The organism is Plantactinospora sp. WMMB782 (assembly GCF_049179135.1).
GTDB lineage: Bacteria > Actinomycetota > Actinomycetes > Mycobacteriales > Micromonosporaceae > Plantactinospora.
Map to the genome: position 1 here is coordinate 4,140,291 of NZ_JBMHMC010000007.1, position 13,645 is coordinate 4,153,935.

A 13,645-nucleotide genomic window follows, 5' to 3' on the forward strand; every position below is an offset into this window, starting at 1 on the left:
CCCTGGCCGGCTCAGGCCGTCGGTCTCGCGGTGACGCAGGTGAGTACCCGGCCGCGGCCGCGAGCCTCGATCGAGCTGGTGGTGCTGAACCCCCTGGACCGGAGCAACTGCTCGGTGGCGCTGAGGTTCGCCCTCGGGTGCCCGGAGACCGGTCGCTCGCCGAACACGTAGAGCCGGCCGCCCGGGGTCAGCAGCCGCCGCATCCGGTCGATCTGCCGGGTGGCGGCACCCAGCCAGAAGAGGTTGACGTTCACGGTGAAGATCTTGTTGAAGTACCGGTTCGGTAGGTCCGCCGAGTCGAAGTCGGCGCAGCGGATCTCGACCGTGCCGGCGCTGATGTGTCCGGCGTTGCGGGCGGCCGCCAGCCGCGTCATCGTCGCCGCCCGGTCGATCGCGACGATCCGGCCGGTGGCGAGCCGACTGGCGACCAGCGAGACGGCAACCCCTCGGCCGCAGCCGATCTCCAGCAGATGGTCGTGCGGACTTACGGTCATCGCCTCGACCGCCCAGAGTTGCCGATAGGTCGCGGGCGGGACGGAAGCCGACGTACCCGGCGCGGTACTGCCTGGGTCGGTGACGAGACCCGTGGTGCGGGTCGGCACGGCACATCTCACCGCGTCACTCGCCGGTCCGGGTTCTGCTCATACACCCCATTGCACCTCTCTGGACGCCCGGCTGCACCGTGCCCTCGGTCACCAGGAGAGGACCCGGATACCGCCAGTACATCGCAGCGGGCCGTGGGGCGGCAGGGTTACGCGGCTGGTAAAAGTTTCGACCAGGTGATGATCGCCCGAACCGCCACGGGCGTTCGCATCAGTGGCAACCAAGGCGCTTCACGGCTGAATGCCGCATTGCGGACGCGTCCCTTGCTCTGCTGCGCCTTGGGTCGTCGTGTCCGGCCGCGGCATCCACCGTCAGGTATGAAACCGGTTGCCGCATCGTCCGCTGTAACCGTCGACAGTGGCCATCGAGCCGAGGGCAGCGTGTGTTCGGCGAACTCCCGGCCGGAGGGTACTCAACAAACAAGCGTCTTTCTGCTACCTCTGATGATGCTGTAGATGGTAGCCTGCATTCATGCCACTCGACGTGTGCCAACTGCCGCTGGTCGGCGGGCACCCCGCACTCGATCTGGTCAACACGCTCGAGCGTGGGGCGCCGCCGGTGGACGGCTACCAGCCCCACGACTTCCTCTCCGACACCTCCGCACTGCTGCGCTGGACAACCCGGGTGGGTCTGGTCAGCGACGCGGAGGCCGACCGGGTGGGCCGGGCGTGGCGCGACGATCCGGGGGCGGCACACGCGGGTCTGACTGCCGTGCGGAACATCCGGGAAGAGCTGCACCTGGTGCTGCTCGCGTCGATCCCGGACGCCGACGGCGGTGCAGCGGGTGCGCAGGGCGGCCCCGGTTGGGGTGATCCGATCGCGGCGGGTGCCGCCCTGGTCGGATTGCAGGAGCGGTGGTCCGGGGCCGCCGCCCGCGCGACGCTGGTGCTCGACCGAGGTGACCCGCCGGAGGTGCGCCTCGCCTACGGCAGCGTGCCGACCATGCTGGTGGCCGACCGGATCGTCGAGAGTGTCCTCGACGTGTTGCTGACGTCGGACCTGACCCGGGTGCGCCGATGTCCGCTGGCCGAGGGCGGCTGCGGCTGGCTCTTCCTCGACCAGAGCCGCAACGGCTCCCGCCGCTGGTGCCGGATGGCCGACTGTGGCAGCGCCGTCAAGTCGCGACGACTCACCGAGCGTCGCCGCGCCGCGCGGGCCGTCACCCGGTAGGTCGATCGGCACGCCGATCGCCGTCCGGACATGTCACCGACGGCATCCCACCCGTCGTCGACCCACCTCGACCGGTCGTTGACCGACGATCCCGCTGGAGCACAGGGTGCACGCGCGCCGGCATCCGATGCCGCCCGCTGTCGTCCCGGGCAGCCCGCCGCCATCCCGCCCTACCGTCGATGGTCCTCGACCGAGGCGCCGTCGGCGCGGCTGCGCGTCCCTCGACCTGGACAGCAGAGGCGTTACCGCCCTTCGGTAACGCCTCTGGTGTCCAGGTCGAGGCCGAGCGGCGGCAGGCGAGCGGCGGCAGGCGAGCGGCGGCAGGCGAGCGGCGGCAGGCGAGCGGCGGCAGGCGAGCGGTGGCGGCCCGGCGTGGCGGGGCGTCGAGGGGGTGCGGGGCTGGCGGTGTCGGCACGGCTGCCGTGGTGACGGCCGTCGCTGCCCGGCACACCGGTGCCGGCCAAGTTCCCAGGCTGCTTCCAGGCCGCGCCCAGCTGCCTCCGAGCAGCCTCCGCGCCGCTTCCAGTGGACTGACCAGCGTCGATGACGGCTAGGCAGTCGGCACCGGGAGATAGGTGCATCTTCCGGGGGCATTGAGTAGTGCGCGGCCGGCCATCGGAGTACCGCCTCCCGACTAGCTTCAAATCTGGCCGATAAGGGAGGTTCGGCAATGCGCACAGAGGATGCTGTCCTGCCGCGATCGCAAGATATCGCGGAAAAGGGATGGAGTCACGGACGACTACCGGTATCCGCGAATGCCGATTGGCAGGAATTCGCGAGTGCCTGGGACGATCTGCCGATCGACCCGTACGTCAGACCGAGTCACCGCACGTCACGGTACCGCCGCCTGGGGCGGCTGCTGGCGCGTGGCGACGGCTCGGTGGAGCGCCTGCCGACCGGGGCGTTCGTCCAGGGTAAGGACGTCAACCGGGTCTACGGCGGGCAGGTCAGGGTGTTCGAGCCGCTGCTGGGGAAGACGCTTGACAACGCGACTTTCCAGGCGACGATCGCCCACGACCTCGATCTGGTACGGCAGGTGGAGGAGAAGGAGACGGAGTGGGTCATCACGGTGCACGCGATTCGCGTGATAGCCACCGGTGACGCTGCTTCGGCGCCGGCGCCGGAGGGACGTCACAGCGACGGTCACGACTACGTGATCATGCACCTCATCGGTCGGGAGAACTGCCTCGGCGGGCTGAGTCGGCTGTTCCGGAAAGGCGAGGACGTGCCGGTGTTCGAGCACACGCTGCTGGCCCCGATGGAAACGATGGTGCTGGACGACCGGACGATGGAGCACGAGGTTACGCCCATCGTCCCGGGCGGTTCGTCGACCGCCATTCGGGACATGATGATTGTCGATTTCGAGCGGGCCTGAAAAATCCGGAGGGATTCCCATGGTGAATGTGACGACGGCACCCGCCTGCGTGGCGTGCGACACCGACATCGCCGTACCGGACGAGACCGAACTGGGCGACATCCTGTCCTGCCGCGGCTGCGGGCAGGAGCACGAGGTCATCGACCTGGACCCGGCGATCCGGCTCGACCGCGCGCCCGAGGTGGAGGAGGACTGGGGTGAATGAGACCGCCGATGTGCTGGTCTCGGTCACCATCGTGCGTCCGGAGGAGCGGCTGCTCCTCCGGGCGCTCCGGGCGACCGGGCTGACCGCGCGGTCGGTGACGCCCCGGCACACCGCCGCGATCCTCAACGGCGCCGTGCCACCGCCGCGGGCGGTGCTGCTGCGCAACGTCTCGCACCGGGAACTGGCCGCGATGTCGGACCGGTTCGAGCAGGCCGGCATCGAGACGCTCAACACGCCGGGGGCGGTACGCCTCTGCCTCTCCAAGGACCTGCAGGCGATCGCGTTCGCCCGCTCCGGCGTACCGCACCCGACGACACACGTGGCGTTCTCCGTCGAGCAGGTCGGCGAGTACGTCGCCGCGCTCGGCGGGGACGCGGTGCTCAAGCCGATCAGCGGGTCGTGGGGTCGGGGCGTGGTGCGCGTCTCCGACGCCGCCCAGCTGGACGCCTGGGCCGGTGGCCGGGAGGGGCTGGACCCCAGGGGCACGCACTTCCCGGTGGTGGTGCAGCAGTACGTGCCGAAGCCCGGCTACAACCTGCGGGTACACGTCGTCGGCCACCGGCCGGTGGTGGCGTACCGGCAGGTCAGCCCCGGGCTGCGCACCAACACCCACCAGGGTGGCGCGGTGCAGCCGGTGCCGGTGACGGACCGGGCGCGCGAACTCTGCGACCGGGTCGTCGACTGCTTCGGGCCGGGCTTCTACGGCATCGACCTGGTGGAGTCGGTGGAGACCGGCGAGATGTGGGTGCTGGAGGTCAACACCAACCCCGACTTCGCCCGCTCCTCCGAGATCCACGGGGTGGACATCCCCGGCCACGTCGCCGAGTACGTCCGGGACCGGGTGTTCGCCACGATTCCGACGGGGGTGGCGGCCTGATGGGCGACAACCGGATTACCGTGGCGGTCCTGGGCGGCAGCGGGTTCATCGGCGCCGAGCTGATGCGGCTGCTGGCCGCGCACCCGCAGGTCGAGCCGAGGTTCGTCTCCTCGAACCGGCACGCCGGCCAGCGGGTCGGGCAGGTGGTGCCGGGACTGCGGAACTCGCCGGTGGGCGAGCACCGGATGCGGGCGCTGGACGAGATGCCCAAGGTCGACGTGGCGGTGGCCTGCCTGCCCAACGGCACGCTGCCGACCGTCCTGGAGGAGGTCTCGGCGAACGCCGACCTCGTGGTCAACGTGGCCGGTGACTACCGGCTGCGCCAACCCGACGAGATCGCCAAGCACTATCCCGAGTCGGCCGGCGGCTGGCGGCACCCGATCCCGTACTGGGTGCCGGAGTTCTGCGCCAAGCCGACCGAGCCGGTGCTGAACCTGCCCGGCTGCATGGCGGCCTCGACGATCTACGCGCTCTATCCGCTGTTCCAGGCCGGGGTGGCCGCACCACAGGTGGTGGTGGACGCCAAGACCGGGTCCAGCGGCAGCGGCAGCGGCAGCGTCGAGCACCCGGCGGTACGCGACGGGAACGTGCGGGTGCACCGGCTGCACGGGCACCGGCACGCCCCCGAGGTGCGGCAGGCGATCACCGACCTGACCGGGAACACCCCGGACATCCAGTTCTCCACGTTCAGCCTGCCGGTCGCCCGGGGCGTCATGGTCGCCGCCTACGGGCGGCTCAACCCGGGCGCCGAGGTGGGCGACGTGCGGCGGGCGTACGCGCGGGCGTACGCGGACACGCCGTTCGTACGGATGGCGAACGGGCGTACCCCGATGGCGCTGCCGATGCTCAAGACGGTCGTCGGCTCCAACGTCGCCGAGGTGGGCGTGGCGGTCGAGGACGACCGCTGGGTGTCGGTCTGCACGCTCGACAACCTCATCAAGGGCGGTGCGGGGCAGGCGGTGCAGGCCCTGAACCGCGTCTACGGCCTGGACGAACGACTGGGACTTCCGGAGGCAGGCGGATGGCCGTGATGAACAACGCCGGTCTGTCGGCCGTCTCCCCGTACTCGCCGCTCTACGTGGTGAAGGTGGGGAGCGCGAGTCTGCGGCATACGGCGATCTACGACGAACTCGCCGTCCTGCGGGACGGCGGTGCCCGAATCCTACTGGTCTGCGGCGGTGCCGCCGACATCGCCGACTACTACGCCAGCCTCGACCGTCCGATGCGGACGGTGACGCTGGCCGGCGGCGACGAGGTGCGGTACTGCCCGCCCGACGAGATGCCGTACATCGTCGCGGCCTACGAGCGGCTGACGCTGCCCCGGGTACGCGACGAACTGACCAGGCGCGGCCTGACCGTCTTCGGGGACACCGCCAGCGCGGAGGCGCTGGTCAGCGGCACGCCGAACCGCCCGTTGCGGGTCGTCGACGGCGGCCGGCAGCGGCTGGTCCGGGACCACCGGGCCGGGGTGGTCCGCGAGGTGGCGGCGTCCCGGCTGACGGCGCTGCTCACCGCGTTCGACGTGGTCTGCGTCTCGCCGCCGGTCGCCGCCGACGACGGGGGTGCGCCGATAAACGTCGACGCGGACGTGCTCGCCGCCGAACTCGCCCGCGCGCTCGACGCCGACCACCTGCGACTGGTCACCGGTACGCCGGGACTGCTGGCCGATCCGGCCGACCGGTCCAGCACGCTGCCACACCTGGGCCGGGGCGACGGCATGACGTACGCCAAGGGGCGGATGCGGCAGAAGGTCCGCGCCGCCGAGCTGGCCCTCACCGGTACGCCGGACGTGGCGATCACCGGGCCGCACACCGTGAACGCGTACCGGGCCACCCGGTTCTGGCGGGCCCCGGCACCGGCGCCGGACCTGGACCTGCTGGCCCGGATGGTGGAGATCTCCTCGGTCTCCGGCGACGAGCGGGAACTCGGGCTGTTCCTGCTCGACTGGCTCACCGAGCGGAAGGTGCCGGCGATGCTGGACGCGGCCGGCAACCTGGTCGCGACCCGCGGCTCCGGCCCGCGCACCCTGCTGATGATCGGGCACATGGACACCGTGCCGTACCGCTGGCCGGCGGCCTGGGACGGTGACACGCTCACCGGCCGGGGTTGCGTCGACGCGAAGGCGAGCCTGGCGGTCTTCCTGGAGACCCTGGCCGAGCTGGAGATACCCGAGGACGTGACGGTGCGGGTCGTCGGCACGGTCGAGGAGGAACGCACCGCGGCCGGTGCGCTCTTCGCCCGGGACCACTACCCGGCGGACGCGGTGATCGTCGGCGAGCCGAGCGGTGCCGGCGCGGTCACCATCGGCTACCACGGGGTCTGCAAGGTGCGGGTCCGGGTCGAGCAGTCCGCCGGGCACACCGCCGGGCAGGGCCGGCGCACCGCCGGCAGCCGGCTTGTCGACGCGATCGGCGAGGCGGAGACCGAGGTCGGCAAGCGCAGCCCGGAGGCACTCTTCGCGGTGCTGGGCCTGGCCGCGGGCGGCTCCGGTGCGACCCAGACCGCCTCGGCGGTCCTGGACGTGCGGGTGCCGCCACAGGTCGAGGTGGACGAACTGCTGCCCGCCTTCGGCGACGCGGAACTGCTGCTGGCCACCCCGGCGGTCAGTACGTCCCGGACCGACCCGCTGGTACGGGCCTTCACCCGTGCCCTGCGGGCGGTCACCGGGGGCCCGCCCCGGCTGCTGGCCAAGAAGGGCAGCAGCGACATGAACACCCTCGCCACCACCTGGCGGGGCGTGCCGATGGTGGCGTACGGGCCGGGCGACGCCAGCCTCGACCACACGCCGGACGAGCGGATCTCGGCCGGCGAGTACCGGCAGGCCAGGGCGGTGCTGTCCGCAGCGGTACGGGATTGGTGGAAGCGCTGATGAACGAGACCGATCTGCTCAACGAACAGGCCGCCCGGGCCCGCCGGCTGGTGGTCGAGATGGCCGGCAGCCCGGTCGGCTGCCACCTCGGCGGAAGCCTCTCCGTGCTGGACATCCTGGTGGCCGCGTACGCGGTCGCCAGGTCCCGGCCCGGCACCGAGGTGGTGCTGAGCAAGGGGCACGCCGCCGCCGCGCTCTACGCGGTACTGCACGAGAACGGTGTGATCACGGAGAACCCGGCGCCGCGCTACGGCCAGGCGGGATCGCCGTACACCGGTCATCCGGGTCCGAAGGTCCCCGGGGTGCGGTTCCCGACCGGCAGCCTCGGGCACGGCCTCGCCTACGCCGTCGGCTGGGCGCTCTCCCGGCAGCTGCTCGGGCAGCCCGGCGGCGCCATCGCGGTGGTCGGCGACGGTGAGCTCCAGGAGGGCCTGGTCTGGGAGGCGCTCCAGGTCGCCCACGCCAAGCGGGTGACCGGACTGACCGTGGTGGTGGACGTGAACGGCGGCCAGAACGACGGCTACGTCGCGGACATCTCGCCGCTGACCGACCTGCCGGCCCGGCTGACCGCGTTCGGCTTCGACGTGATCGAGGTGGACGGCCACGACATCGACAAGCTGATGGCGGCGATGGCGCCCACCGACCGGCCGAAGGCGGTGCTGGCCGCCACGGTCAAGGGCAAGGGCGTGCCGGCGACCGAGGGCAAGGCGGGCTCGCACTACGTCAAGGTGAGCCCGGCCCGGGCCAAGCAGTGGAAGGCGGCGATCCGGCCATGATGTCGGCACGAGACGCGTACAAGGCCGAGCTGACCGAGCTGGCCGAGGCCGACCCGCGGATCGTCTGCCTGGAGGCCGACCTCGGCGGTGCCAAGCACGGCTTCCAGGAGCGGATCCCGGACCGGTTCCTCAACCTGGGCATCGCCGAGGCGTCGGCGGTGGACATCGCGGTCGGGCTCGCCTCGGCCGGGCTGCGACCGTTCCTCAGCACCTTCGCCACCTTCGCGATGTTCCGGGCCGCCGAGAGCGTCAAGCTCGGGCTCGGCTACCTCGGTGCGCCGGTGGTGCTGGTCTGCCCGTACGGCGGGGTGTCCGGGGCCTGGTTCGGGCCCACCCACCACTGCCTGGAGGACCTGGCCGTGGCGCAGAGCCTGCCGGGGCTGCGGATCGCCGTACCGGCCGGCGAGGCGGAGACCCGGGAGGTGATCCGCACGGCGGCGGCCGGCGACCGGCCGTGCTACGTGCGGCTGGCCCGCAACGACGTCTTCGACGTCCCGCTGGTGCCGGCCGCCCGGGGCACGGTCAGCTGGCTCAACCCGCTCACCGAGGGGACCTGCCTGGTCTCGATCGGAGAGAAGCCGACCGAACTCTGTGCCGCCGCCACCGAGCAGCGGCCCGAGCTGGGCCACGCCCACCTGTGCTGGGTGGACGCCGAGAGCCTCGCCGAGGTCGTACCGCAGCTGGCCGGCGCCCGCCGGCTGGTGGTGGTGGAGGAGCACCGCGGGGCCGGCAGCGTCGCCGCCACGCTGGCGCTGATGCTGCCCGGCCGGGACGTGCGCGGGGTGAACGCCGGCACCGACTGGCCGACCGAGGGCGGCAGCCACGACGAGACCCTCGCCGCGCTGGGCCTGACCGTATCCGCCGTACTGCAAGCCGCCTGACCTCGGCCGCAGAGCAAGCCGGGTCGAACCGGCTGTTCGGGGAGGCCGAGTCGAATCCGCCGTTCCGCGAGCCGTCAAAGGAGATCTAGAGTGGCTACAACCATGCAGCCCAGCGCCACCGCGCTGGAGGTCACCCGCCAGACGCTGGCCGATCCGTCGCTGACCCGGCGCAGTCCGGGTGAGGAGTTCGCCTGGGCGGTCGCGCAGGAGAAGGACGGCGCGGACGTCGTCGTGCCGATCCGCGCCCACCTGACCGCCTCGTTCCCGCTCTTCGCGACCCGACCCCGGTACACGGTCCGCCACCTGCTGAAGGTGGCCTCCGTCTCCGACCGCACCCTCGCGTTCGTCCGGGAGGCGCCGAAGGCCGGGTACGGCGCCGCCGGCAACACCTACGCGACCACACCCGAGTCCGGCTTCCGGCCCAGCGTCGAGTACGCCGAACTGACCGAGATGTCCGTCACGGTGCCGGTACCCGACGGCCTGCGCCACGATCCGGCCCTGCTCGCCGCGTTCGTCGACTACCGGGTGCTGGTCCGGCTCGGGGTGGTGGAGAACCAGGCGCTGCTGCACGGCACCGCCGACCACCGGATCGAGGGTCTGCTCAACCTGCCGGAGATCCGCCGGGCGCCGCTGCACGGAGACCTCGGTGCCGCGCTGACCGAGGCGGCCGGCACGGTCGAGGAGACCGGCGGCTCCTGCGACGGTATCGTGGTGCATCCCGCGCACTACTGGGAACTGGTCCGGGACGGCTACCTCGGCCGGCTCGGCGAGGCGGGCATCAAGGTGTCCCGTACCCGGATGATGCCGCGCGGTCAGGCGCTGCTCGGCGACTTCCGGGCGGCTGTCACGCTGCTCGACCCGGGCAACTCGTCGCTGGCGATCGTCGGCGACGCGATCGAGGCCCGCACCTGGGCCGGTCTCGCCGTGCACCTGCCGCAGCACTTCCTGCTGCTCGGAGGTGACCGGGAATGAAGGTCGTCTACATCACCGGGTGGCTGCGCAGCGGCAGCACCATCCTGGGCAACGTGCTCAACGAGCTGCCCGGGGTGCTGCACGTCGGCGAGCTGCACTACCTGTGGCAGAACGGGGTGCTGCGGCACGGCACCAACTCGCTCTGCGGCTGCGGCGAGCAGGTCCAGGCGTGCCCGCTCTGGTCGTCGGTGGTGGCCACCCTCGACGCGCCGGACCTGTCCCGGCTGGCCACCCAGATGATGCGGTGGCAGCGCGGCGCCCTGCGTACCCGGCACACCCGGGCCCGGCTGGCGAACACCCCGGAGCAGGCCCGCGCGGTGGTGGACCGGACGGTCGCGCTCTACCGGGCCCTGGCGGAGCGGGGGGCGTCGCGGGCGATCGTGGACAGCTCGAAGTACCCGGCCGAGGCGGCGGCCCTGCTCGACCGGCCGGACGTCGACCTGCGCCTGGTGCACATCGTGCGCGACCCGCGGGCCACCGCGTACTCGTACCTGCGGGCGAAGCGGTACATCGACCCGATGAGCCCGGCGGCCAGCACCTCGAACTGGGTCGGCTTCAACCTGGCCTCCGAACTGGTCGGCAACGCCTCCAACGGGCGCTACCTGCGGGTCCGCCACGAGGACCTGACCCGGGAGCCGCGCCGGGTGGTCGCCGAGGTGCTCCGGTTCGCCGGGCTGGACGACGAGCCGCCGGTGGACGACGACGGCAAGGTCACCCTCGGGGTCAACCACACGGTCACCGGCAACCCGGACCGGCTCGGCCAGGGCACCGTGGCGATCCGGCCGGACGAGCGGTGGCGTACCGAGCTGCCGGCCGGGCACGCCGCGGTGAGCACCGCGCTCGCGCTGCCGCTGCTGCGCCGCTACCGGTATCCGCTGCGGGCGAAGGGAGCGGCGTGATGGACCTCGGTCTGACCGGCCGGGTGGCCCTGGTCGCCGCCGCGAGCAGCGGACTCGGTCTGGCGGTCGCCCGGGCGCTGGCCGCCGAGGGCGCGGACGTCTCCATCTCCGCCCGCGACCCGGAGCGGCTGGCCCGGGCACACGAGGAGGTCGACCGGGCCGGCCCGGGCCGGGTGCTCAGCACGGTCGTCGACGTCACCGACGAGGCGGCCGCGGCCGGCTGGGTGCGGCGTACCGCCGAGGAGCTGGGCGCGCTGCACGTGGTGGTCACCAACTCGCCCGGCGTACCGCACGGGAAGGCCGACGCCTTCGCGGTGGACGACTACCGCCAGGCGTTCGGCGGCGCCACGCTGCCGCACGTCGCGCTCACCCTGGCCGCCCTGCCGTACCTGCGGCAGGCCGGCTGGGGCCGGGTCCTGATGATCACCTCCGAGGCGGTACGCCAGCCGCTGCCGGGCACCGCCATGTCGGCGGTCGCCCGGCTCGGCGTACTCGGCTTCGCCAAGGGGCTGGTGCACTCGCTGGGCGCCAGCGGCGTCACGGTGAACGTCCTCGCTCCCGGGGTGCACCAGACCCCGGCGTTCGAGGGGTTCGTCGCGGCGCACTCGCAGCGGTCCGGAGTGGACCGGGAGACCGCGCTGAAGGAGATCGCCGCCGAGGTGCCGCTCGGCCGGATCGGGCAGCCCGCCGACTTCGGGGCGCTGGCCGCGTTCCTGGCCAGCCGGCACGCCGGCTTCGTGACCGGCACCGTGCTGCTTGTCGACGGCGGAAACACCAGGGGGATCGGATGAGCGTCGAGGTACTGGAGGCGGAGGCCATCCACATCATCCGGGAGGTGGCGGCCGAGTTCGAGCGACCGGTGCTGCTCTTCTCCGGCGGCAAGGACTCGATAGTCATGCTCCGGCTGGCCGAGAAGGCGTTCCGGCCGGCGCCGATCCCGTTCCCGGTGCTGCACGTCGACACCGGGCACAACTTCCCGGAGGTGCTGGACTACCGGGACCGGCGGGTCGCCGAGCTGGGGGTGCAGCTGATCTGCGCCTCGGTGCAGGAGTCGATCGACACCGGCCGGGTGGTCGAGGAGACCGGGCCGCGGGCCAGCCGCAACCGGTTGCAGACCACCACCCTGCTGGACGCCCTCGACAAGTACGGCTTCGACGCCGCGTTCGGCGGGGCCCGCCGGGACGAGGAGAAGGCCCGGGCCAAGGAGCGGATCTTCTCCTTCCGGGACGAGTTCGGCCAGTGGGATCCGAAGAACCAGCGGCCCGAGCTGTGGAACCTGTTCAACACGCGGATCCGGCGCGGCGAGCACATCCGGGTCTTCCCGCTCTCCAACTGGACCGAGCTGGACGTCTGGCGGTACATCGACCGGGACGGGCTGGAGGTGCCGTCGATCTACTTCGCGCACCGCCGCCGGGTCTTCGAGCGGGACGGCATGCTGCTGGCCGAGAACCCGTACCAGGCGCCCGGTGCGGGCGCGGAGGTGGTCGAGGCCACCGTCCGGTACCGCACGGTCGGCGACATGACCTGCACCGGGGCCGTCGAGTCCGGGGCGCGCACCGTCGCCGACATCGTCAGGGAGGTCGCGTCGACCCGGATCACCGAGCGCGGGGCGACCCGGGCCGACGACCGGGTCAGCGAGGCCGCCATGGAGGACCGCAAGCGGGAAGGGTACTTCTGACCATGGACATCCTGCGGTTCGCCACCGCCGGCTCGGTGGACGACGGCAAGAGCACCCTCATCGGCCGCCTGCTCTACGATTCCAAGTCCACCTTCACCGACCAGTTGGCGGCGGTGGAGCGGGCCAGCCGGGACCGTGGCGACGAGTACACGAACCTGGCCCTGCTCACCGACGGCCTGCGGGCCGAGCGGGAGCAGGGCATCACCATCGACGTGGCGTACGGCTACTTCGCCACGCCCAAGCGGAAGTTCATCATCGCCGACACCCCCGGGCACGCCCAGTACACCCGGAACATGGTGACCGGGGCCTCCACGGCGGATCTGGCGATCATCCTGGTCGACGCGACGAAGGGGCTGGTCGAGCAGAGCCGCCGGCACGCCTTCCTGGTCAGCCTGCTCGGCGTGCCGCACCTGGTGGTCTGCGTCAACAAGATGGACCTGGTCGGCTACGACGAGGCGGTCTTCGAGCGGATCCGGGCGGAGTTCTCGGCGTTCACCTCGAAGCTCTCGGCCCGGGACGTGACGTTCGTGCCGATCTCCGCGCTGCGCGGCGACAACGTGGTCAGCCGCTCCTACGAGATGGGCTGGTACGGCGGCGCCCCGCTGCTGCACCACCTGGAGAACGTGCACATCGCCTCGGACCGGAACCTGGTCGACGCCCGCTTCCCGGTGCAGTACGTCATCCGGCCCCAGTCGCACGCCTACCGCGACTACCGGGGCTACGCCGGCCAGGTCGCCGGCGGGGTGCTGCGCCCCGGCGACGAGGTGCTGCACCTGCCGACCGGGCTGACCACCCGGATCGCCGGGATCGACGGTCCGGACGGCCCGGTGGACGAGGCCGCCCCGCCGATGTCGGTGGTGCTGCGGCTCGCCGACGACCTGGACATCTCCCGGGGCGACATGATCTGCCGGCCGCACAACGCACCGACCCCGACCCAGGACCTCGACTCCCTGGTGGTCTGGATGACCGACCGGCCGCTCCGGCCGGGCCAGCGGCTGCTGGTCAAGCACACCACCCGGACCGCCCGGGCGGTGGTGAAGGACCTGCGCTACCGGCTGGACGTGAACACCCTGCACCGGGACGGGGACGCCACCGAGCTGCGGTGCAACGAGATCGGCCGGCTGCACCTGCGGGTCACCCGGCCGCTCTTCTGCGACCCGTACTCCCGCAACCGGCTCACCGGCGCGTTCATCCTGATCGACGAGGCGACCAACCTGACGGTCGGTGCCGGGGTCGTCAACTGACCCGGACCGACGCCGGCGCCGCTCCCGCGAGGGGGCGGCGCCGGCGTCTTCACGTGCTGCTCCGCGTGGTCCGGTTGGTCCGCGTGATCCGGCTGG

General features: G+C 72.2%; 14 protein-coding genes. 13 read left to right on the plus strand and 1 reads right to left on the minus strand.

The window, feature by feature from the left end; genetic code table 11:
* Positions 1-11: 11 nt before the first annotated feature.
* Positions 12-494, minus strand: a complete 483-nt coding sequence (locus tag ACN28A_RS20920) for a class I SAM-dependent methyltransferase (RefSeq protein WP_421397233.1) — start codon at positions 492-494, stop codon at positions 12-14.
* A 580-nt stretch (positions 495-1,074) separates the two neighbouring features.
* Between ACN28A_RS20920 and ACN28A_RS20925 the strand changes: the two genes are divergently transcribed.
* The 13 genes from ACN28A_RS20925 to ACN28A_RS20985 all read left to right on the plus strand — a co-directional run bounded on the left by ACN28A_RS20925 (position 1,075) and on the right by ACN28A_RS20985 (position 13,549).
* Positions 1,075-1,773 carry a CGNR zinc finger domain-containing protein gene (locus tag ACN28A_RS20925; RefSeq protein ID WP_421397235.1) on the plus strand — a complete coding sequence of 233 codons (699 nt, stop codon included), beginning with the start codon at positions 1,075-1,077 and terminating at the stop codon, positions 1,771-1,773.
* A 670-nt stretch (positions 1,774-2,443) separates the two neighbouring features.
* Positions 2,444-3,148, plus strand: coding sequence for a 2OG-Fe dioxygenase family protein (locus tag ACN28A_RS20930; protein WP_421397237.1), 705 nt, complete (start codon positions 2,444-2,446; stop codon positions 3,146-3,148).
* A gap of 19 nt (positions 3,149-3,167) precedes the next feature.
* Entirely contained in the window at positions 3,168-3,353 is a 186-nt protein-coding gene (locus tag ACN28A_RS20935) for a lysine biosynthesis protein LysW (RefSeq protein WP_421397239.1), read from the plus strand.
* On the plus strand, positions 3,346-4,230 hold the full coding sequence (locus ACN28A_RS20940; protein WP_421397241.1) for an ATP-grasp domain-containing protein: 885 nt from the start codon (positions 3,346-3,348) through the stop codon (positions 4,228-4,230). The genes ACN28A_RS20935 and ACN28A_RS20940 overlap by 8 nt, the downstream gene beginning before the upstream one ends.
* Complete coding sequence (argC, locus tag ACN28A_RS20945; RefSeq protein WP_421397243.1) at positions 4,230-5,261, plus strand: N-acetyl-gamma-glutamyl-phosphate reductase; 1,032 nt, start codon at positions 4,230-4,232, stop codon at positions 5,259-5,261. Before ACN28A_RS20940 ends, argC begins: the two co-directional genes overlap by 1 nt.
* The gene (locus ACN28A_RS20950) at positions 5,252-7,099 is read left to right on the plus strand and encodes a M20/M25/M40 family metallo-hydrolase (RefSeq protein WP_421397245.1); all 1,848 of its coding nucleotides are present in this window, start codon (positions 5,252-5,254) and stop codon (positions 7,097-7,099) included. The genes argC and ACN28A_RS20950 overlap by 10 nt, the downstream gene beginning before the upstream one ends.
* Complete coding sequence (locus ACN28A_RS20955) at positions 7,099-7,875, plus strand: 1-deoxy-D-xylulose-5-phosphate synthase N-terminal domain-containing protein (protein ID WP_421397247.1); 777 nt, start codon at positions 7,099-7,101, stop codon at positions 7,873-7,875. The genes ACN28A_RS20950 and ACN28A_RS20955 overlap by 1 nt, the downstream gene beginning before the upstream one ends.
* A complete protein-coding gene (locus tag ACN28A_RS20960) occupies positions 7,872-8,756 on the plus strand; it encodes a transketolase family protein (protein WP_421397249.1) in 885 nt (294 codons plus the stop codon). The genes ACN28A_RS20955 and ACN28A_RS20960 overlap by 4 nt, the downstream gene beginning before the upstream one ends.
* A 90-nt stretch (positions 8,757-8,846) precedes the next feature.
* The gene (locus ACN28A_RS20965; RefSeq protein WP_421397251.1) at positions 8,847-9,728 is read left to right on the plus strand and encodes a family 3 encapsulin nanocompartment shell protein; all 882 of its coding nucleotides are present in this window, start codon (positions 8,847-8,849) and stop codon (positions 9,726-9,728) included.
* Positions 9,725-10,627 (plus strand): sulfotransferase, encoded by a 903-nt coding sequence (locus tag ACN28A_RS20970; RefSeq protein ID WP_421397253.1) that lies wholly within the window; start codon positions 9,725-9,727, stop codon positions 10,625-10,627. Before ACN28A_RS20965 ends, ACN28A_RS20970 begins: the two co-directional genes overlap by 4 nt.
* The gene (locus tag ACN28A_RS20975) at positions 10,627-11,418 is read left to right on the plus strand and encodes an SDR family oxidoreductase (RefSeq protein WP_421397255.1); all 792 of its coding nucleotides are present in this window, start codon (positions 10,627-10,629) and stop codon (positions 11,416-11,418) included. Before ACN28A_RS20970 ends, ACN28A_RS20975 begins: the two co-directional genes overlap by 1 nt.
* Positions 11,415-12,305, plus strand: a complete 891-nt coding sequence (gene cysD, locus ACN28A_RS20980) for a sulfate adenylyltransferase subunit CysD (RefSeq protein WP_421397257.1) — start codon at positions 11,415-11,417, stop codon at positions 12,303-12,305. Before ACN28A_RS20975 ends, cysD begins: the two co-directional genes overlap by 4 nt.
* Positions 12,306-12,307: 2 nt before the next feature.
* Positions 12,308-13,549 (plus strand): sulfate adenylyltransferase subunit 1, encoded by a 1,242-nt coding sequence (locus ACN28A_RS20985; RefSeq protein WP_421397259.1) that lies wholly within the window; start codon positions 12,308-12,310, stop codon positions 13,547-13,549.
* Positions 13,550-13,645: the final 96 nt, after the last annotated feature.

Excerpts from the sequence above, each read along its gene's own strand:
- ACN28A_RS20920 (WP_421397233.1), bottom strand. The coding sequence starts at position 494 with ATGACCGTAAGTCCGCACGACCATCTGCTGGAGATCGGCTGCGGCCGA.
- ACN28A_RS20925 (WP_421397235.1), top strand. The coding sequence starts at position 1,075 with ATGCCACTCGACGTGTGCCAACTGCCGCTGGTCGGCGGGCACCCCGCA.
- ACN28A_RS20930 (WP_421397237.1), top strand. The coding sequence starts at position 2,444 with ATGCGCACAGAGGATGCTGTCCTGCCGCGATCGCAAGATATCGCGGAA.
- ACN28A_RS20935 (WP_421397239.1), top strand. The coding sequence starts at position 3,168 with ATGGTGAATGTGACGACGGCACCCGCCTGCGTGGCGTGCGACACCGAC.
- argC (WP_421397243.1), top strand. The coding sequence starts at position 4,230 with ATGGGCGACAACCGGATTACCGTGGCGGTCCTGGGCGGCAGCGGGTTC.
- ACN28A_RS20950 (WP_421397245.1), top strand. The coding sequence starts at position 5,252 with ATGGCCGTGATGAACAACGCCGGTCTGTCGGCCGTCTCCCCGTACTCG.
- ACN28A_RS20955 (WP_421397247.1), top strand. The coding sequence starts at position 7,099 with ATGAACGAGACCGATCTGCTCAACGAACAGGCCGCCCGGGCCCGCCGG.
- ACN28A_RS20960 (WP_421397249.1), top strand. The coding sequence starts at position 7,872 with ATGATGTCGGCACGAGACGCGTACAAGGCCGAGCTGACCGAGCTGGCC.
- ACN28A_RS20970 (WP_421397253.1), top strand. The coding sequence starts at position 9,725 with ATGAAGGTCGTCTACATCACCGGGTGGCTGCGCAGCGGCAGCACCATC.
- ACN28A_RS20975 (WP_421397255.1), top strand. The coding sequence starts at position 10,627 with ATGGACCTCGGTCTGACCGGCCGGGTGGCCCTGGTCGCCGCCGCGAGC.
- cysD (WP_421397257.1), top strand. The coding sequence starts at position 11,415 with ATGAGCGTCGAGGTACTGGAGGCGGAGGCCATCCACATCATCCGGGAG.
- ACN28A_RS20985 (WP_421397259.1), top strand. The coding sequence starts at position 12,308 with ATGGACATCCTGCGGTTCGCCACCGCCGGCTCGGTGGACGACGGCAAG.